This window comes from Anaerophaga thermohalophila DSM 12881 (genome assembly GCF_000191885.1).
In the GTDB taxonomy this organism is placed as follows: domain Bacteria; phylum Bacteroidota; class Bacteroidia; order Bacteroidales; family Marinilabiliaceae; genus Anaerophaga; species Anaerophaga thermohalophila.
In genome coordinates, this window is sequence record NZ_AEWI01000031.1 from 1 (window position 1) to 20,483 (window position 20,483).

At 41.8% G+C, this 20,483-nt stretch carries 14 protein-coding genes and 1 pseudogene; 8 read left to right on the top strand and 7 right to left on the bottom strand.

The features are described from left to right. Window positions 1–809: 809 nt before the first annotated feature. The 5 genes from uvrA to ATH1_RS0110170 all read left to right on the top strand — a co-directional run bounded on the left by uvrA (window position 810) and on the right by ATH1_RS0110170 (window position 7,342). Complete coding sequence (gene uvrA, locus ATH1_RS0110150; RefSeq protein WP_081467440.1) at window positions 810–3,668, top strand: excinuclease ABC subunit UvrA; 2,859 nt, start codon at window positions 810–812, stop codon at window positions 3,666–3,668. A gap of 198 nt (window positions 3,669–3,866) precedes the next feature. Beyond that, complete coding sequence (locus tag ATH1_RS0110155) at window positions 3,867–5,534, top strand: nucleoside kinase (RefSeq protein WP_010421070.1); 1,668 nt, start codon at window positions 3,867–3,869, stop codon at window positions 5,532–5,534. Between the two features lie 377 nt (window positions 5,535–5,911). Continuing rightward, window positions 5,912–6,436, top strand: coding sequence for a hypothetical protein (locus ATH1_RS19300; RefSeq protein ID WP_010421073.1), 525 nt, complete (start codon window positions 5,912–5,914; stop codon window positions 6,434–6,436). 208 nt (window positions 6,437–6,644) lie between these two features. Then, window positions 6,645–6,932 carry a DUF2752 domain-containing protein gene (locus tag ATH1_RS0110165; RefSeq protein WP_010421075.1) on the top strand — a complete coding sequence of 96 codons (288 nt, stop codon included), beginning with the start codon at window positions 6,645–6,647 and terminating at the stop codon, window positions 6,930–6,932. Window positions 6,933–6,997: 65 nt separating this feature from the next. After that, entirely contained in the window at window positions 6,998–7,342 is a 345-nt protein-coding gene (locus tag ATH1_RS0110170) for a TM2 domain-containing protein (RefSeq protein ID WP_029164071.1), read from the top strand. 669 nt (window positions 7,343–8,011) lie between these two features. Here the strand turns inward: ATH1_RS0110170 and lpdA are convergent. The 4 genes from lpdA to ATH1_RS0110195 all read right to left on the bottom strand — a co-directional run bounded on the left by lpdA (window position 8,012) and on the right by ATH1_RS0110195 (window position 14,074). Continuing rightward, entirely contained in the window at window positions 8,012–9,403 is a 1,392-nt protein-coding gene (lpdA, locus tag ATH1_RS0110180) for a dihydrolipoyl dehydrogenase (RefSeq protein WP_010421083.1), read from the bottom strand. Between the two features lie 577 nt (window positions 9,404–9,980). Beyond that, the gene (locus ATH1_RS0110185) at window positions 9,981–11,078 is read right to left on the bottom strand and encodes a TlpA disulfide reductase family protein (RefSeq protein ID WP_010421086.1); all 1,098 of its coding nucleotides are present in this window, start codon (window positions 11,076–11,078) and stop codon (window positions 9,981–9,983) included. 10 nt (window positions 11,079–11,088) lie between these two features. Further along, complete coding sequence (gene meaB / locus ATH1_RS0110190; RefSeq protein ID WP_010421088.1) at window positions 11,089–12,204, bottom strand: methylmalonyl Co-A mutase-associated GTPase MeaB; 1,116 nt, start codon at window positions 12,202–12,204, stop codon at window positions 11,089–11,091. Window positions 12,205–12,988: 784 nt separating this feature from the next. After that, complete coding sequence (locus ATH1_RS0110195) at window positions 12,989–14,074, bottom strand: DUF1573 domain-containing protein (RefSeq protein ID WP_010421089.1); 1,086 nt, start codon at window positions 14,072–14,074, stop codon at window positions 12,989–12,991. A 422-nt stretch (window positions 14,075–14,496) separates the two neighbouring features. Here ATH1_RS0110195 and ATH1_RS0110200 point away from each other — a divergent pair, with 422 nt between their 5' ends. Further along, window positions 14,497–15,675 carry a M20 metallopeptidase family protein gene (locus tag ATH1_RS0110200; RefSeq protein WP_044115165.1) on the top strand — a complete coding sequence of 393 codons (1,179 nt, stop codon included), beginning with the start codon at window positions 14,497–14,499 and terminating at the stop codon, window positions 15,673–15,675. Here the strand turns inward: ATH1_RS0110200 and ATH1_RS22605 are convergent. Continuing rightward, a pseudogene (locus ATH1_RS22605) lies at window positions 15,665–15,858 on the bottom strand (hypothetical protein). The gene ATH1_RS0110200 and the pseudogene ATH1_RS22605 sit on opposite strands and share 11 nt — an antisense overlap. Window positions 15,859–15,940: 82 nt before the next feature. Here ATH1_RS22605 and ATH1_RS0110205 point away from each other — a divergent pair. Then, window positions 15,941–16,645, top strand: a complete 705-nt coding sequence (locus tag ATH1_RS0110205; RefSeq protein WP_010421093.1) for a Crp/Fnr family transcriptional regulator — start codon at window positions 15,941–15,943, stop codon at window positions 16,643–16,645. Window positions 16,646–16,848: 203 nt separating this feature from the next. Here ATH1_RS0110205 and ATH1_RS0110210 read toward each other — a convergent pair whose 3' ends face one another. Both ATH1_RS0110210 and ATH1_RS0110215 read right to left on the bottom strand, forming a co-directional pair. After that, window positions 16,849–19,311 carry a bifunctional UDP-N-acetylmuramoyl-tripeptide:D-alanyl-D-alanine ligase/alanine racemase gene (locus tag ATH1_RS0110210; protein WP_010421095.1) on the bottom strand — a complete coding sequence of 821 codons (2,463 nt, stop codon included), beginning with the start codon at window positions 19,309–19,311 and terminating at the stop codon, window positions 16,849–16,851. Next, a complete protein-coding gene (locus ATH1_RS0110215; RefSeq protein WP_010421097.1) occupies window positions 19,308–19,496 on the bottom strand; it encodes a thymidine kinase in 189 nt (62 codons plus the stop codon). The genes ATH1_RS0110210 and ATH1_RS0110215 overlap by 4 nt, the downstream gene beginning before the upstream one ends. A 73-nt stretch (window positions 19,497–19,569) precedes the next feature. Between ATH1_RS0110215 and ATH1_RS0110220 the strand changes: the two genes are divergently transcribed. Further along, window positions 19,570–20,475, top strand: coding sequence for a hypothetical protein (locus ATH1_RS0110220; RefSeq protein ID WP_010421099.1), 906 nt, complete (start codon window positions 19,570–19,572; stop codon window positions 20,473–20,475). The last annotated feature ends 8 nt before the right edge of the window (window positions 20,476–20,483 follow it).

Sequence of the window (20,483 nt, forward strand, 5' to 3'; positions counted from 1 at the left end):
AACAATGTTAACAATGTTAACAATCCTAACAATATTAACATCTTAACAACTTTAACAATTCTAACAACCGTAACAATTTATTAAATGTGAGATGAAAGGAGCATGACAAGGTTTTTCACAATAAGAATATGTATAAGCACCATTTAGCCTCTAATCATCAAAGAAACCAAAAACAGGCAACAGATTCTTCGTCGTTACCTCCTCAGAATGACACCGGGCATCCTGCCATTCTGAGCGAAGCGAAGAATCTCTCTCTGATTGATAATTGTCAAATCTGTGTCAATCTGTGTAATCTGTGGTGAACTCTCAACCTCAACCTCAACCTTAATCTCAACCTCAACCTTAATCTCAACCTCAACCTCAACCTCAACCTTAGCTGTTTGTCATTCTGAGCGGAGCGAAGAATCTAACCACTAATCATCTGACATCAATTAAAGTATGATAAAATGCGCCAGACCAATGACTTAGACTTATTTTATACTGATGAAAAGTAAACTCCGTTTTTGGCTAACGCAACAAATATTACTTTACAATACTCCGTTAAACTTTTCCGGATGTCTGGTAATTAATTGCTTACCAATGAATGGCATAAACCACAACTCTCTCATAATAAAAACTTTGCGTCATTGTGTCTCTGCGTTTAGGCTTTTTTAAACTGACTATTTACTTTTTGAACAGACACATGATTTGTAACAATTTTTTTGCCGACTTTACAGACGGGCACTGGTTATCTTCATATTTTGAAAAGAAGGTTCTTTTCCCGGCTTATATACTTTTGCTATCTTTGTAGGTTCTAAAAAACCTTATAAGTGAAGTCATTGAATAACAGTACATCTCTCATAGAGGAAGACCTTGAGCAAATTGAGATACTTGGAGCAAGGGTTCATAATCTCCAAAACATAGACGTAACCATCCCGCGCAATGAGCTGGTTGTCATTACCGGCCTTAGCGGAAGTGGTAAATCATCACTTGCATTTGACACAATTTACGCGGAAGGACAAAGGCGGTATATAGAAACATTCTCGGCCTATGCCCGCCAGTTTCTGGGGGGGTTGGAACGGCCGGATGTGGATAAAATAACGGGCCTTAGTCCTGTCATCTCTATCGAGCAAAAAACAACCGGGAAAAACCCACGATCCACCGTCGGAACCACCACTGAGGTATATGATTTCTTTCGTCTTCTTTATGCACGTGCCGGAGAAGCTGTCTCTTATGAAACAGGCGAAAAAATGGTGAAATACACCGACCGGCAGATTATCGACCTCATTCTGTCTTCATTTGAAAACAAAAGCGTTTACATCCTCGCCCCTATGGTTAAAGGACGGAAAGGGCACTATAAAGAACTGTTTGAGCAAATCCGGAAAAAAGGATTTCTCAATGTAAGAGTGGACGGAGAAATCAAAGAGATAAAACATGGGATGAAACTTGACCGCTACAAAAATCATTTTGTAGAAGTTGTTATTGACAAGTTAAAAGTATCATCCAAAGACCGGAAACGCCTGGAAAATTCAGTATCTCTTGCTATGAAGCAAGGAAAAAACATTATGATGGTACTCGACAAAGAGGCTGACAAACCACGATATTTCAGCCGGCAACTAATGTGTCCCACAACCGGTATTTCTTACAATGAGCCGGCCCCCCATAATTTCTCTTTCAATTCGCCCCAGGGTGCATGTCCTAAGTGCAAAGGGCTGGGATTTGTCGAAGAAACAGATCTCGAAAAAATAATTCCCGACGATAAAATATCGATCTACTCGGGCGGCATTGTTCCGCTGGGTCGATACAAGAACAGCCTTATATTCTGGCAGCTGGAAGCCATTGCCGACAAACATGGTTTCACCCTGAAAACACCTGTAAAAAACATCCCCGAAGAAGGTCTGGATGAGATACTCCATGGCACTACGGAACCGCTGCGATTAAAAAACACACCACTGGGCAGTTCATCAAACTATAGTCTGAGTTTCGACGGAATTATCAGTTACATCCAAAACCAGCAAAACAATGACACTTCGCAAAAGGCCAGAAAATGGGCCAATCAGTTTATCCGGCAAACAACCTGCCCGGACTGTAACGGCCAACGCCTGAATAAAGAAGCCCTTCATTTTCTTATCGACGGTAAAAATATTGCCCAGGTAAGTAAAATGGATTTGAATGATCTTTATAATTGGTGTGACGGTCTTGAAAGCCGGTTATCGAACAAACAGAGAGCCATCGCTACCGAAATTCTGAAAGAGATCAGAACCCGGTTAGGTTTTATGCTTGATGTCGGTCTCGAATATTTGTCCCTTGACAGAAGTGCCATGTCACTTTCGGGAGGCGAAAGCCAAAGAATAAGACTGGCCACCCAGATAGGCTCTCAGCTTGTCAATGTTCTTTACATTCTAGACGAGCCAAGTATCGGGCTTCATCAACGTGACAATCATCGTCTTATAGATTCACTCAAGCAATTGCGCGACACCGGAAATTCTATACTGGTGGTTGAACACGACCGCGACATGATGCTGGCAGCCGACCATATTATTGATATGGGGCCTTATGCAGGTCGTCATGGCGGCGAAATTGTGGCTCAGGGAACTCCCGATGAGATACTTAAAGCTAACACTCTTACTGCCGGTTACCTGAAACGTATTAAAGAAATTCCTTTACCCGAAACAAGAAGAAAAGGTAATGGAAGAGTATTGACCATCAAAGGTGCCAGGGGCAATAATCTGAAAAATGTTGATGTATCATTTCCGCTTGGTACTTTTATTTGTGTTACAGGCGTTTCGGGTAGCGGAAAATCAACACTGGTCAACGAAACCCTTTATCCCATTCTCAGCCAGCGTATCTACAAATCGGTGAAAGACCCCCTGCCCTTCAAATCGGTAGAAGGACTTGAATACATCGACAAAGTTGTAGATGTGGACCAGGCACCCCTTGGCCGAACACCGCGCTCCAATCCGGCCACTTATACCAAATTGTTCGACGACATACGGAAACTCTTTGCCGAGTTACCCGAAGCAAAGATACGGGCCTATAAACCGGGACGCTTTTCGTTCAATGTAAAGGGAGGCAGGTGCGAAACATGCAAAGGAGCCGGCGTCCGGGTGATAGAAATGAACTTTTTGCCCGATGTAATGGTCGAATGTCCCGACTGCCGGGGGAAACGTTACAACCGCGAAACACTGGAAGTTCGCTACAAGGGAAAGTCTGTCAGCGATGTGCTGGATATGACCATCAACCAGGCTGTTGAATTTTTCGAAAACATTCCTTCCATTCTTCACCGTCTGAAAGTCCTGCAGGATGTCGGACTCGGCTATATCAAACTTGGACAGCCATCCACGACACTCTCGGGTGGCGAGTCCCAGCGAGTGAAACTTGCCACAGAACTCTCGAAAAAAGACACGGGAAAAACTGTTTATATCCTCGATGAACCTACAACGGGACTGCATTTTGAAGACATCAGGGTGTTACTGGATGTTCTCAGCAAACTTGTTTCGAGAGGCAACACGGTTATCGTCATCGAACACAATCTCGATGTCATCAAAACAGCCGATTACATTATTGATATCGGTCCGGAAGGCGGTGCGCGGGGTGGACGGATAATATGTTGCGGAACACCCGAGAAGGTGGCAGCCACAAAAAAAAGTTTTACCGGACAATTCCTTAAAAAAGAAGAAGGTTTGTGATACGGCTTGTTTTCTTTATATTGTAGAACATCCCGATATTCAATTCGCTACTATTAAAGCAATAAGGAACGAGCCTGGAGCTTTGATTCCCCCGGCTCAGCCGCTTTGTTTACAAAGAATTTTGCCTTAAAGGAGCATATATAAAAGGATTGCAAGTCCTATCAGGCCTTAAAAAAACAAATTTTACACTAATAAAATATGAAAAAAACAATAAGAATAAAATGCCTCAATAATAACAAAACATTTTTTGTTGAAAGAGGTACCACTCTAAAAGAAATTGCAGACTCGCAAAATATTAAACTTGACCATCCCATTTTAGGTGCAATGGTCAACAACCAGATTAGAGAACTCGCTTTTGAAATATATAACCCAAAAACCATTGAGTTCATTGACATTACTCATAAAGACGGAATGAGAATGTATATCCGGGGACTCTCTTTTTTACTTTACGCTGCAACACGGGAACTGTTTCCCGAAGCCCGGCTAAGAATTGATCATTCGGTCAGTAAAGGCTTTTATTGCGAATTGCGTGATATCGATTATCAGCCTACAATAGATGATGTCTTCGAACTGGGCCAAAGAATGAAGCAACTGGTCGAACAAGACATCCCCATAGTTCAGCACAAGGAGGAAACAGAAGATGTTATTGAATTTTTCAAACAACACGGTTTACACGATAAAGTAGATTTATTGCGTCACCGCGGACAATATTACTCTACCTATTATACCCTGAAAGACCATATTGGAAAATTTTACGGATTCATGGTTCCCTCTACCGGCTATCTGAAAGTGTTTGATTTAAACAAATACTTCAATGGGATGCTGCTCCAGGTTCCCAGCCAGGAAAATCCGGATGAAGTTCAGGAATTGGTGGAACAAAACAAAATGTTCGAGATATTTCGTGAGTTCAGTCACTGGAACCAGGTACTTAATGTTACAAACATCAGTGACCTGAACAATGCCGCCACCAATGGGAAAGCCGAGCGTCTGATAAAAGTCAGTGAAGCGCTCCATGAGAAAAAAATTGCGCAAATTGCAGACGCCATCTCCGAACGCAGAAAAGATGTAAGGATTGTTCTGATCAGCGGACCCTCATCAAGTGGAAAGACCACTTTTGGAAAACGGCTGGCTATCCAACTATTGGTGAATGGCATCTGCCCCCTCAATCTTTCATTGGATAACTATTTTGTCGACCGCGAAAGAACACCCCGGGACGAAAATGGTCAATATGACTTTGAAGCACTCGAAGCTCTTGACATAAAGTTATTTAACCAACACCTGCGGCAACTTCTTGCCGGGGAAGAAATAAACCTCCCGAAATTCAATTTCGAGACCGGGAAACGCATGTTCAACGGCGATTCACTGAAAATGCGAAAAGACAATATCCTTATCATAGAAGGAATTCACGGACTAAACCCAAAACTGACCCATTCGATAGAGAATAAGACAAAATTTAAAATTTATGTTTCGGCGCTGACCAATATCAATATTGACGATCAGACCAGAATCCCAACCACTGACAATCGTTTGGTACGAAGAATCATTCGCGATTACCGCTATCGTAATTACTCTGCGCTTGAAACCATTTCACGCTGGGATAGTGTTCGTCGCGGTGAAGATAAACACATCTTTCCTTACCAGGAAGAGGCAGATATCATGTTCAACTCAGCTTTGCTCTACGAGCTGGCAGTCCTTAAGCCGTATGCCGAGCCCATTCTGCTCGAAGTCCAGCCTAACCAGCCGGAATACTCGGAAGCCATCAGATTGCTGAAATTTTTCAGCTACTTTAAACCCATCCAACAAAGAGAAATTCCGCCAACTTCCATCCTCAGAGAATTCCTCGGAGGAAGTAGCTTTACCTATTAATTGACGATAGTTTGAATGACAGAGTCTTTTCTCTGAAATAACAGCCGCTTTCTCTAAAAGAGCCGTGCTTCCAGAGCCAATATTTTGGCCTCCGGTTGCCCGGTATTTTTGTCGTGTGAATGGGGCCGTTTCCCTATATACCATTATACCATTAAATAAAGAGGTCAACATGCTCCGGATTTCTTAACCAGCAGCCACAAAAAATGGCAGAGAGTCAGAGCATGGTTCGGATTTTTCCGTATTTTTGACTTGTCTTGAAAGTTAGGGTATCTCAACAAGACACTTAAGTAGCACAAACAGTGAACACCAAAACCACTTTAAAAATGGGGCGAAACCGAAAAGCCAAACGAGTAGGAAAATTTTAAAAATAGTAATTTATGAAAAACTTTAAACTCAGTTTCATTTTATTGATTCTGACAGCCGTAATGTTAAGTAGCTGTTCGCAACGCATTTTTGACTTCACTATGGTTTCAACTAAAAATATTGATTTATCAAAAGCGTCCACATTTAAACGTTCGAACAATCGTGCAAATGGTGAAGATGGCGTATATTGGATAATAACTATCCCCTTAGGGGTTCCAAATTTGAAAGAAGCTATAGATAAAGCCATCGAGTCTACACCAGGAGCCGTAGCATTAGTTGACGGTGTTGTTTATTCAAAATCATGGTGGGCAATTGTTACCGGTTACTCTGGCTACGTTGTTGAAGGAACACCTCTTATCGACCCGGCTTTAGCGTTTAATTCCAAAGATATACCAACATACGGAAAGATAGAATTAGATAAAAATGGTGAAATAAAAAATGTTGAAAATATTTCTTCAACTGAATATTTAGCACTTAAAAATAAATTAGTAAAAGATTCAAAAGAAACAAAATTTAAAAATTCTTTGAAGCTACAATAACAAGCCCATAACAGTGGCTCCAAAAGCATTGTGAATGAGGTGCATATTTAAAAGTATGTACCTCACTTTAACTCCAAGTAAGCATTCCTATATAAAATTTGTAGGATTTTGCCACTAAACGCAAAAACAACAAAATTCATCCGTGTAAAATTTATCTATTAAGGTCGGATGGAACTCGCATGCAAGAACTTAGACTAATCATATAGTGATGAAGTACATCTTTCATCGAAAACATGTGGAAGCTTTTATCTGGATTGTAGGAATACTTTCTCTTGCCATCACCAACCCTTCGACAAGCGATCATTTTTCTCTCTGTCCGTTAAAGAATGCAGGATTTGATTTTTGTCCGGGATGTGGCTTAGGACATTCCATATCATGGCTTTTCAGGGCAAATCTGACGGCATCATTTCAAAGTCACCCTTTGGGAATACCGGCCGTTATTATTTTATTAGCAAGAAGTTTTAACCTTTTGAAAAACGATGTACATTTACAATAAACCGATAAAAGTATTGAGTATAGATAATTGTACTTTATTATAGAATCAACTAAATCTTAGAAACAATGGAACGAATCTACAAACTAATGCCCGAAGTTGAAATGGAAGAAGCCTATTATCTGGATAATCTTCTTAAAGACAAAACCGACCAACAGGTCAAAGATTTTCTCATGGTATACAGGGCACGACGACGTGATCCGCAAATAACTTTATTAACAGCTTTAATCGGATTCCTCGGCATTTCAGGTATTCACCGTTTCCTTCTAAACCAAATAGGAATGGGAATTCTTTACCTGCTTACCATGGGACTCTGTTTTATTGGTACTATTGTCGATCTGGTCAACCATCGTAATCTTACTCTGGAATATAACCAGAAAATGGCCAATAATCTTAAACTGATGATGCGGTAAAGGAAAGTCGGGCATTCACGGATTAGAGCCGGTTTTGTCAATTGTCTCTGTGTCATCTGTGTTCTATTTGGTTACTTCGCTCGTGAAGCAGCATTTTCCGAAATCACATCACCCGTTTTCAATCTCTTATTAACGCTTTAAGGCCATCGGTGATGGTTAACTATAGTACAGGTAATGGTTAATCATAATTACATGTGATGGTTGGCTCAGTATCTCGGGATAACCTATCTGTTTACAGATTACAGCCACTTTCTGTTGTCTTTTCATTTCCTGTTGTTGTTGTTTAATCAAAAATTCCGCTTTTCAGATAAAGTAACAGGCCGGACTTCGTCCTGCCTTAAAAACCCTCGAATCATTGTAAAGGCACTTACAGACTGTTTGTAAAAAAGGCCTGCAAAAAATAATAACCTGCAGGCCTTTAAACTATGAAAAATGGCAAACATTTGTCTCAGTACAACACCCGGATTCGGAGCCGAGCGATGCAATTTTCGTACACTACCGGCTCCGTTCACAAAGTATCGGGGACAAAGAAAATTTAAGTTTTTCACCTCACATATTCGGCGAAAACCGATAATTTCCATGTCGTTGTTATATCTAAGTAAAGCGCTTTTTTACTTCGTTTAAACCGCTGAACTCAGGTAACCATAAAGCTCCCGGATGACAAGAAGATCAAATATGTATTACCTCGTCATAAGCGGCAGCGGCGGCCTCCATAACAGCTTCCGACATAGTTGGATGCGGATGTACTGATTTAATGATCTCGTGTCCGGTGGTTTCCAGCTTACGAGCTGTAACCAGTTCAGCTATCATTTCGGTAACATTGGCACCAATCATGTGTGCACCAAGTAATTCGCCATATCTGGCATCAAAAATAAGTTTCACAAAACCCTCTTTATGCCCGGCAGCACTGGCCTTTCCACTGGCTGAAAATGGAAATTTCCCGACTTTCAACTCGTAGCCGGCTTCCTTCGCAGCCTTTTCTGTCATGCCAACACTCGCCACCTCGGGCGATGTGTAGGTACAAGCGGGGATATTGCCATAATTCAGCGGTTCCACATCCATTCCGGCAATCTTTTCGACGCAAATTATTCCTTCGGCCGATGCCACATGAGCAAGCGCCTGCCCGGGAACAATATCCCCGATAGCATAGACACCATCAACCGATGTGCGATAGAATTCATCAACCTTAATCCGGCCTTTTTCAACTTCAACACCCGCTTCTTCCAAACCAATATTTTCAATATTCGGAGCAATTCCAACAGCAGAAAGAACGATATCAGCTTCAATATTTTCTTCTCCCTTCTTGGTTTTTACAACGACTTTAACCTTCTTGCCCGATGTATCTACGCTGGTTACCTCCGAACCGGTCATTACATTTATGCCGGCCTTCTTAAATGACCGTGCCAGTTGTTTTGACACCTCCTCGTCTTCCAGTGGAACTACATTGTCCAGATACTCTACAAGTGTTACTTTAGTGCCGATAGAGTTGTAAAAATAAGCAAATTCACTGCCAATGGCACCCGATCCGACAACCACCATCGATTCCGGTTGTTTTTCAAGCGTCAGCGCTTTTCGATACCCGATAATCTTTTTACCGTCTTGAGGAAGGTTTGGTAACTCACGGCTACGTGCTCCTGTGGCCAGCAAAACATGTTTGGCCTCCACCGTCTCTTTTCCCCCGTCATTTTTTTCTACCTCAACCTTTTTGTCTTTGGTAAGCTTTCCTGTTCCTTCAATAACTTCAATTTTATTCTTTTTAAAAAGATACTGTATTCCCTTGCTCATGCCAGCAGCAACGTCCCGGCTGCGTTTGATCATGGAAGGAAAATCAGCATTGGCTTTACCTTCAATACTGATACCGTAATCCCCTGCGTGCTGCAAATACTCAAAAACCTGTGCACTTTTCAACAACGATTTGGTAGGAATACAGCCCCAGTTTAGACAAACACCACCCAATTCTGCTTTTTCCACAACACCGACTTTCATTCCTAATTGAGAAGCCCTGATGGCAGCTACATAACCTCCGGGGCCACTTCCTATTACTACGAGATCGTAATTCATAATATGTTATAGTTTGAATTTTTATTAAGTTTAAACTAAATAGATCGTTAGATTTTTAGATATCAGATGTAAGACAATCCATATAATTTTGATATAATGTATTTGCCCGCTCTAAAAAAATTTTTTGTTACAAACCAGTAGTTTGCAGCATATAGATTTTAACGAACTATTGAAAAACAAATTTAATGATATTTTATCCGTATAAATTTATCTAAATAATTGGTCTGATGCAAATCGCTTCATCTTTCATCCGTATAAAATTTATTTATTAAGGTCTGATGCAACTCGCATGCAAGGATTTATACATGTTCTTTTGTGACCATCTTTGTCAGGCCCGTTACGAAATTAACATTCAATTATATCTTAAACAATCATTTTTCTGCTTTGTTGAAAGCCCTCTGCCTATGCAAACAAAAAAACCGGTTTCCAATGAAAGAAACCGGCAATTAAAAGAGGTTTTGAGCCGTAGTTTGTGTCTGTCCTTAAAGCACCATCTGTTGCGTTATGATTGCAACTTGCACTTTCTGAGCAGACACACATATTTTAATCTTCAAAGCCTTCTACAGAAGGACACTAACTATAAAAGTTCTTCCAGTTTTTCCTGCAATGCTTCCCCACGAAGGTTTTTCTCAATTATCACGCCTTCTTTATCGAGCAGCAATGTGAAAGGAATGGACTGTACACCATACTCATTGGCCACATCTCCTTCAGGATCGTGCAGCTGAACCCAAGTAATATTATCTTCTTCAACAGCTTTCAGCCATGGTTCTTTTGTTTTGTCAAGCGACACTCCCACAATTTCAAAATCATCGCCACCATATTGTTGATAGACTTTTACCATATTGGGGCTCTCTTCACGACAAGGCCTGCACCATGAAGCCCAGAAATCAAGGAATACATATTTCCCGTTGAAGTCTTTAAGACTAACTTCGTTTCCTTCGATGTCGGTAAGTGTAAAGTTCGGGGCTTCTTTCCCTATTTGTATCGCTGTTTCAGCAGCTTTTCGCTTTTTCATAGGTTCCAGAATATCCTTAAGTTCCTGAACATAAGGATGATCTGGAATGTTCTCCTCGAAAGATGCCAGTAACTCCTCCAGTTCTTCCATCTGCAAAGAATTGGCCATATTCAGAGCAAGGAATGCCCCAACAGCGTTATCGGTATTATCGAAAACAAAATTGCGGTAATACTCCTGCTGCGATTGCATAATAGATTGATACTCTGCTGCAAGCGATTGCATTTGTCCCTGATCACCAGCTTTCCGGGCATCCATGAATTCCTGCTGAAGCGACTCAGCCCTGTCCATTGAAGGCACCGAATTGTTGAACTCCATAAATATCTCATTCAGCTTCCCTCCAACTATCTCTGCATCCTGCAGATTCTCAATATTACCTGAAATTTTTATATTTTCTGGCTCAAGGAAGAAAGCGACAGGCATTCTGTTGTCATTAATTTTAATCAGATGCAGTTCCGGATATTCAACGGTTCCAGAAAACTCAAATGTTCCATCAACAATTTTTACACTGTCTACAGTCTCCGCTCCGCCTTTTCCAACTTTTTGCAGAACGGCGGTTCCTTCATTAACGCCGTCAATTGTTCCTGACACCGTGTATTGATCTGTTTTACCACAAGATGCCAGTAAAACACCAATTCCCAATAAAAAAGCAATTTTTCTCATAAAACAATCATTATAGTTTATCAAAGTATTTATTTAACAGCTCCCGTGCAGCAATAAAAGAACTTGTTTCGTCGTTGAGCACCTTTTGCTCGTATTTTTTCAGTTCGTTCTTAATTTTAGGATGCTGATAGAAACTGTTCTTGAGTTGTTCGTTTATGGTTTCAAACATCCAATATTTTGCCTGTTCCCGGCGATTGACTTTAAAGAAACCGTTATTCTTCACGAGTTCGACATATTCCATAATCATTTCCCAAATCTCTTTCACTCCCTGGTTTAGAAGGGAAGAGACAATTTCAACCCTGGGCGTCCATCCCGAACGGGGAGGCGGAAACAAATGGAGGGCATTTCTGTATTCGGCTTGAGCCATCTTTGCCTTTTGCAGGTTTTGACCATCCGCCTTATTAATAGCAATGGCATCTGCCATTTCCATAATGCCTCTCTTTATTCCCTGCAGCTCATCACCTGCGCCCGCCAGCATCAGCAACAGAAAAAAATCAACCATAGAATGAACAGCCGTTTCTGACTGGCCAACGCCAACTGTTTCAATAAAAATGGTGTCGAAGCCTGCTGCTTCACATAAAATGATCGTCTCCCTGGTTTTTCGTGCAACACCACCCAACGAACCGGCCGAGGGGGAGGGACGAATATAAGCATTTTTTTCGGCCGATAATTTTTCCATGCGTGTTTTATCGCCCAAAATGCTCCCCATCGAACGTTCACTACTGGGGTCAATGGCCAAGACAGCCAGTTTACCGCCTTTATCAAGAATATGCATACCCAGTGCCTCAATAAAAGTACTTTTCCCCACTCCGGGAACACCTGTAATGCCAATTCTTATCGATTTGCCTGCATGAGGCACACACCTCTCGATAATTTGCTGAGCCATCTCCTGATGGTCGGCTTTATTACTTTCAATCATTGTAACAGCCCGGCTCAGGATGGTCACATCTCCCCTCAGAATTCCCTCCACATATTGTTCTACTGACAATTTTGATCGCTTTCTTCCCAAAAAACGACGGGCCGCATCCGGATTTACAGAAGGCAGGCTTTCTACGCCTTTATTGACGTTAAGGCCCTTGTATGAAGGATCGTTTTCTATATGTTTGTGACCGTCCCAGATATTCATCCGTATAAAATTTATTTATTAAGGTCGGATGGAACTCGCATGCAAGAACTTATACATGTTCTGTTGTGGCAAACTTTGCCATGCTCGTTTTATCCGTATAAAATTTATCTGAGTTATTGGAATGATTCAACTTATCATACTTTAATTGATGTTAGATTCTTCGCTCCGCTCAGAATGACAAACAGCTAAGGTTGAGGTTGAGGTTGAGGTTGAGATTAAGGTTGAGGTTGAGATTAAGGTTGAGGTTGAGGTTGAGAGTTCACCACAGATTACACAGATTGACACAGATTTGACAATTATCAATCAGATAGAGATTCTTCGCTCCGCTCAGAATGACAGGATGCCCGGTGTCATTCTGAGGAGGAACGACGAAGAATCTGTTCCCTGTTTTTGGTTTCTTTGATGATTAGAGGCTAAATGGTGCTTATACATATTCTTATTATGAAAAACCTTGTCATGCTCCTTTTATCTTACATTTAATAAATTGTTACGGTTGTTAGAATTGTTAAAGTTGTTAAGATGTTAATATTGTTAGGTTTGTTAGGTTTGTTAGGTTTGTTAACATTGTTGATATTGTAGATGTGTTAGTTGTTAGAATGTTATAAGTTTTATCACATTAGCTAACAATCTAATGACCTAATTACCTAATTACCTAATTACCTAATTACCTAATGACCTAATTACCTAATGACCTAATTACCTATTAAGGCTATCTTTGCTATGCTCATCTCATCATCCAAATAAAATAAAAATTGCTTTCAACCCCGCGTTTCAGGACAAAAAACTACTTCACCACTGTTCCGCTCAATCTCAACAACAAAGTGCTTCGCTTTGGATCGTTTGAGTAAACCGTTACGGATTTGTTTTGACGCCCACTCATCCCTCGCGAGTTGAATTGTGCCACAATTTTGGTGCTTTCGCCCGGTGCAATAACAGTTTTATCGGGCTGGATAGCGGTACAGCCACACGAAGCTCTGATTTTACGAAGAATAAGATTCGATTTTCCCTTGTTGGTAACAATAAAGTCATGCGAAACTTTTTCACCCTGTTTTATCTCTCCAAAATCGAAAACTCTGTCGTCTATTTCAATAACAGGTGCATTGGCCATTTGTTCTTCCGACCATTTTGAATAATCTTCTTCAATGGTTGCGCTAACACTCAATCTGTTTTTATGATCAGATTCCCCGTTCATCTTCAGATAAACCTGGTCGACAACAAATCCCCAATCGTCTTTAACCGCAGCATCGTAAGTAGCAACAATTTTACCTTTCTGCCCGGGTTCAAGGGTTTCAGGCTCCATTCTGATCTTTAAATGCTCAGGAACTCTCTCGAACTCAATTTTTACAGGGCTGTCAGAGGTATTGATCATTTCCAGCTCTTCGGTTTTTACTTCCTGGGGAGCTATACGTGTAAAGGACAAATGAGCTGTTTTTAAACGGACAGGCCCCATGGCTCGTGGATATATATCCTCAATGGTCTTTTCACGGGGAAGTACCTTTCCGGTTATTCTCAAAACGATGGTTGACTCCTCACCGTTCGTGTAAACCATTATCGATTTGTTAAAGTTTCCGGGACGGTTGCGTGGATCAAATGTCGCCTTAACGTAACCTGACTTTCCCGGCTGCACCGGCTGACGTGTCCAGTCGGGGCTGGTACAACCGCAGGAAGCTTTTACGTTATGAACAATCAGAGGCTGTTCCCCTGTATTTTTAAAGTTAAATGTGTGGGTCACCTTGCCCCCGTCTTCCTTTATCTCTCCAAAATCAAAAATCTTCTCTTCAAATTCAGCATTCGGCCTGGATGGCTGGCTAAAGGCTGTAACACCCAAAGTGCCAAGCATCAAAATCAAAAAAAGCTTATTTATTTTCATATTCTTTAGTATTTAGTTAGTGTCTGTCCATAGAGAACCATTTGCAATCCTTATATAAATACACTTTCCCCGATGCGATCGGGTATCTTTGCAGAGTCAAGCGACATAACCGAGCGGACACTTGCTTGCAAGAACTTAAGTACAAAGCTAACAATATTTTTATTTCTCCATATTTTCTAAAATCATGCCAGTATCATCTGTCTTAAAGTGAAATTTTTCAATACAACCTGATTTCCGCAAAGGTTTTATTTTTTCAGGCTTAACCAACAGCCAAGCACTTTTACTTCCTCACATAAAGCACTATCTTTGCTTTTGCTTTTTGACCTGACGAAACAAACCGGCCGGGCGGTATTTTAATGCCGGCATCGTTTCAGGTGCATAATAACGACATCGTTGACAAACGATATTTGAACGCAACAGACATGGAAGAAATAAAAAATCGGATCAAAGAACTGACAAAAGAGCATCTTGAACAAATTATCAAAGACAGACGATACCTCCATCAGCATCCCGAATTGTCGTTCGAAGAGCATGGTACATCAGCATATATAGCTTCGCGTTTAAGAGAAATGGGTATTCCTTTTCGCGACAAAGTTGCCGGAACAGGAATCATCGCTACCTTAAAAGGGAAAAGTGAGGGCAAAGTAATTGCACTAAGGGCCGATATGGATGCCCTTCCGATCCAGGAAGAAACCGGACTTCCTTTTGCCTCGGTTAACAAGGGTATCATGCATGCCTGCGGACACGATGCACATAGTGCTGCTTTACTTGGTGTTGCCCATATTTTAAATCAGCTAAAAGAAAAATGGACAGGAACCGTTTTACTGATATTTCAGCCGGGAGAGGAAAAATTTCCGGGCGGCGCAAGCTTGTTGCTTAAAGAGGGTGCACTTGATCGTCCCAAACCCGACCTTGTCATAGGGCAACATGTATTACCGGATATGCCGGCCGGCCATGTGGGTTTTAAACCTGGCATGTACATGGCTTCAGGCGACGAGGTTTATCTTACCGTTCACGGACAGGGCGGACATGCAGCTTTGCCGCATACACTTAACGATACCATCTTAATCGCCTCCCACATTATTGTGGCTCTCCAGCAAATCGTATCGCGCATGGTGCCGGCCAATATTCCGACAGTGCTTTCGTTTGGCCGTATTGAAGGATTGGGAGCAACCAATATTATTCCCGGAAAAGTTGAAATTGCCGGAACTTTACGTACCATGGACGAAACATGGAGAGAAAAAATTCAGGAACTCATAAAAAAAATTGCCGAAGGAACCGCCATCTCAATGGGAGCTTATTGCACGGTAGATATTAAGCACGGCTATCCGGTGGTGCATAACCACGAAAAATCCACAAAAAAGGCAATTTCACTGGCCAAAAATTTTCTTGATGAAGAACGTGTTGAAGATATGGACATACGCATGACCGCCGAAGATTTTGGCTATTACACGCATCAATTCCCTTCGGTTTTCTACCGCTTTGGTGTAAAACAGAAAACAGGGAAAACAGGTGCTTTGCATACTCCGCAATTTAATCTCAACGAAAAAGCCATGGAAACTGCCACCGGTCTGCTGACATGGTTGACGGTTAACTGTTGAATTTATGAGCCCGGTCTAAAAAGCCTTCAAACTGCTGATTTTTACCATTTTTACCCCTGACCCCTAAAGGGAACTGCTAAAAATCAGCAGTTTGAAAAAGTCCCCTTTAGGGGATTTAGGGGTCAAAAGGCTTTTTAGACTGCATTCATTATTAAAAATCTCTTTTAGAGCAGACTCAATCATTATCAAATTTTAACCTTTAACAATCACTGTTTTTTATAACTTTGTATGTTTTACAACATTGTTATAAAACATAAACGGGAAAATGGGGACAAAAAAAGGAACACTTCGCGAACCTACCATCAAAGACATACCTCAACTATATGATGTCTTAACACCGGAAGAACAGGAATATCTACTGGCCAACCATACGACCATCAAATACCGGAAAAACCAGATCATCTACCAGGAAGGAGAATGGCCAACAGGTTTGCTTTGCATAGGTACCGGCAAAGTCAAAATTTACAAGGAAGGCATGATGGGACGTGAGCAGATAGTCAGGATGGCCAGCGGCCCGGGATTTATCGGCTACCGTGCCCTGTTTGCAGACGAACGTCACATTGCATCGGCCGTGGTTTTTGAGCCCAGCGTGATATTTCATGTGGCAAAAGATGTTGTCATGAAGCTGATGAAGTCGAACAACGACCTGTGCATGAATATTATCAAATCGTTTGCCACAGAACTGGGATTTGCCAGGTTCCGAACCGTCTCTCTGACACAAAAACACATTCGCGGCCGTCTGGCCGAAAGCCTCCTTGTTTTGCGCGATATATACGGCTACGAAGAAGACAATTGTACGTTAAGCATTTATTTGTCGCGCGAAGACCTGGCCAACTTTTCAAACATGACGGCATCAAATGCCATACGAACCCTGACAGCCTTTGCAAAAGAAAAGTTACTGACAGTTGATGGGCGCATTATTCGTATTCTCGATGAACAGAAGCTGGAAAGAATATCAAGATTAGGCTGATTCAATAGATGGTTAGATGTTAGATTATTAGTTGTTAGTTGTTAGTTGTTAGTTGTTTCAATACTCTGTTAAACTTTTGCAGTTGTTTGGTAATTAATTGTTTACACGATTAATGCCACGAACCACAACTCTCTCATAATAAAAACTTTGCGCCATGGCGTCTCTGCGTTTAGTTTTTTATACTGGACTCAACAATTGTAAGGTTATTCCCTGTAATAGACTCTCGCTACACGGCGTGAAATACTGGTCAGAATTTCATAAGGAATCGTATCAAGCTGACGTGCAAGGTTGGTAAGCGGATAATCATCGCCAAACACGATTACTTCATCTCCCTCTTCGGCATTTATATCGGTAAGATCGATCATACACATATCCATACAGATATTTCCCACAATTGAAGCCAGTCTGCCATTGACCATCATTTTTCCGCGCCGGTTACTTAAATGACGGTTCAACCCGTCGGCATAACCGACGGGAACAATTCCGATCCTTCCGTCGCGCATCAATGACCCTGCCCGGTTATAGCCTATCGTATCATAGGCAGCCACCGGTTTTATCTGGGAAATATATGATTTCAAAGTCACTACATTTTGCAAATCTTTAATTTCGCCTGCTCCAAAACCATAGAGTCCTATCCCGAGCCGTACCATGTCGAACTGTGCTTTCGGGAAACGCTCTATGCCACCAGTGTTAAGAATGTGCATCCAGAAATCCGTATTCAGGGTTGTTTTGATTCTCGTGCATATCTCTTTAAACAGCGATATCTGACGCCGTGTAAATGCATCATGAGCTTCATCGTCGCTCCCTGCCAGATGCGAAAATACCGATTTCACTTTCAGGGCAGGCATCCGTTTAAGTCGCGATACAAGTTCACCGATCTCCCTGTCCAGGAACCCCATACGATTCATCCCTGTATCGATTTTAATATGCACCGGTACCTGACCTGCTTCGGCCGCTGCAACAGAATTAAATGCTTCGAGAATCCTGAAACTATATATCTCGGGTTCCAGATTGTATTCAAGCATTTGTCCAAAGCTTTTTTCTTCAGGGCTCATAACAATTATTGGGATGCTAATTCCGGCCCTCCTTAGTTCCATTCCCTCATCGGCAAAAGCTACTCCCAGATAGTCCACGTTCTGGTGTTGGAGGGCAGATGCAATCTCGTAAGAACCGCTTCCGTAAGAAAAGGCTTTTACCATGGCCAGAACCCTGGTTTCACGGTCCAACAGACGGCGATATTGGTTCAGATTATGTACCAGGGCATCCAGATTAATTTCCATAACAGTTGCATGACGCTTTAGCTCCATCCGCTGAACGATGCGTTCAAACGAAAACCGTCGCGAACCTTTGACAAGTATTGCCTCACCACTGAAATGAAAAGACGGAAGGGCATTCAACAATTCACCTGTTGTTTCAAAAAAGCGGGTATCGCCTCCAAACAAAGAGGAATGTCGTAACAATGCCGGCCCCACTCCAATAAACCGGTCAATCCCCTTTTCATTTATCAGCCCGGCAACAAGCGGATAAAGCTCATCCTCGGGCAGTCCTGTCTGAAGGAGATCGGACAGGATAACAGTTCGGTTGATTCCCTTTTTCCTGCTTTGCTGAGCCAGGAAGTCCAGAGCCATTTCAAGTGAAGTAACATCTGCATTATAGGTGTCGTTGATAAGAAGATTATGATTAATGCCTTCTTTTTGCTCGAGCCGCATGGCAACAGGCATTAATGATGCAGCCCTTTCGGAGATAACATCGGGAGAATATCCCCGGTGCAAAAGAAACAAGGTGACGGGAAGAATATTTTCCACACTCACCCTGTCAGTAAAAGGTATTTCCAAACAAAAAGTAGTCTCGCCGTATTTCAGTGTCAACTTTTTATGATCATCCAGGTCGGTTTCTTCTAATAACTGAAGGGTTACGCCATCGCTCCGCCCCCATGAAAGCAATTGCTTTTCGGGATAACATCTCCTGATGGTCTCATCCACCAATGGCTGATCGGCACCGTAAAAGATAGTGGCAACATTCTTAAAAAGAATCAGTTTCTCCATCAGCTTCTCTTCCAGCGAAGAAAAATTCTCCTGATGAGCCTGTCCCAGTGTCGTAAACAGTCCCATCCCGGGGCGAATGATGTTCTCCAGTCGCTCCATCTCACCGGGTTGTGAAATGCCAGCCTCAAATATTCCCATTTCCGATTGAGCATTCAGTTGCCAGACGGAAAGCGGAACTCCAACCTGACTGTTGTAGCTGCGGGGAGACCTGGCCACAAAAATATCGTTGCCTGTCATTTGGGTAATCCACTCTTTAACAATGGTCTTCCCGTTACTACCGGTAATGGCCAGCACAGGAATGGTGAACTGCCGGCGATGGTAGGCCGCTACATCCTGCAATGCTTTCAATACATCCGGAACTTCAATCCAATTGGCCCGTTCTTTTAGATCAGGAGGAATTTTCCCTTCTTCCACAACAAAATTACTCACCCCTCTCTGCAAAAGCTGTCGGAGGAATTGATGACCGTCGTGTCTGCTTCCTTTCAATGCAAAAAACAAGCCTTCGGAAGCTTCGTAAACTGAACGACTGTCGATAAACAACCTTGAAATCCGGGATTCAACGTTCATCGACAATCTGCCTTGACAAGCTTCCTCAATTTGCCCGGGAGAGTATGTAATCATTTTTTCAGGTATTTTTGATGACAAGCTCTGCAAACAGTCTCACAGGCTTTGTCAGCACCCACTTCGATCAGTTTATCACTTAAGGTTTTACGCAAGGAATATTGAGCCGGATCGCCACAATGCACGTCATGGAACCGGCCATAACTTCTTTTTATACCGTACTCAACCATATTTTCAAGAAACATTAAAAGAAAAATTTATTTTAGCATTGCAATCACTACATTTGCAAATGTAACGAAAAATGGGCCTCAAGCTATTATGGAAAAAGATGCTCTTATAGAAATCATACTTCACGACCTGAACGAAGTTGAAACACTGGTAAAATCATTTAAAGGGAAACCCACAGTTTCAAAGGCTTTCTACCGCCTTACCCGTAACAAACTGAACAGTGTTCTTGAAGAAATTGACATGCTGGAAGAGATTACCGGTTCTTCTTCGGAAACAACAAAATCTTCACCCAAATATACAGAAAAAAAGGAACAGAATTATTTTGATATTGAAAAGAATACAGTAAACGCAACCACCAACAATGCGACGAATAAAGAAGAAATTTCAGCTGCAGCATCGAAAGAAAAGAATGCAGAAAAGATAAATACATCTGAAGAATCCGTACCACAACCCTCTTCGCCTATAGAACAAAAGGCAAAAGAACCTGTTTCTGATAATGCGGCAGAAGAACAGCTGCAAAAAAATACAACATCTGCTGAAGAGGGGCAGACCCAAGACAAAGACCATAACGAAAAACCGGTATATAAATCAGAAAAAAGCAGCCCGGAAACACAACAACAAAGGAACGATAACGTTATTCATCCAAGCAAAGAGCAAAAGAAAGACAACAAAGTGTTGGGGGAAAAACTGGTGACCAATAAAGCTTCCTTTAATGAGCATATTGCCAAAAAACAACCCGAAAACAAGAAAAAACGCTCTTTAACATCACCTCCCATCAGTGATATAAAGAAGGCCCTGGGAATAAACGACCGCTTCTTTTTTCAGCGCGAATTGTTTGGCAGAAATGCCGATCTGATGAACCAGACACTCGATCAAATCAACCAGATGAACGGCATCGATGACGCGAGGAACTTCCTGTTGGCCAATTTCAACTGGGATTCCGAAAACGAGGCTGTTATTCGTTTCATGGAACTGGTGGAACGAAGGTTTTTATAATGAAACCA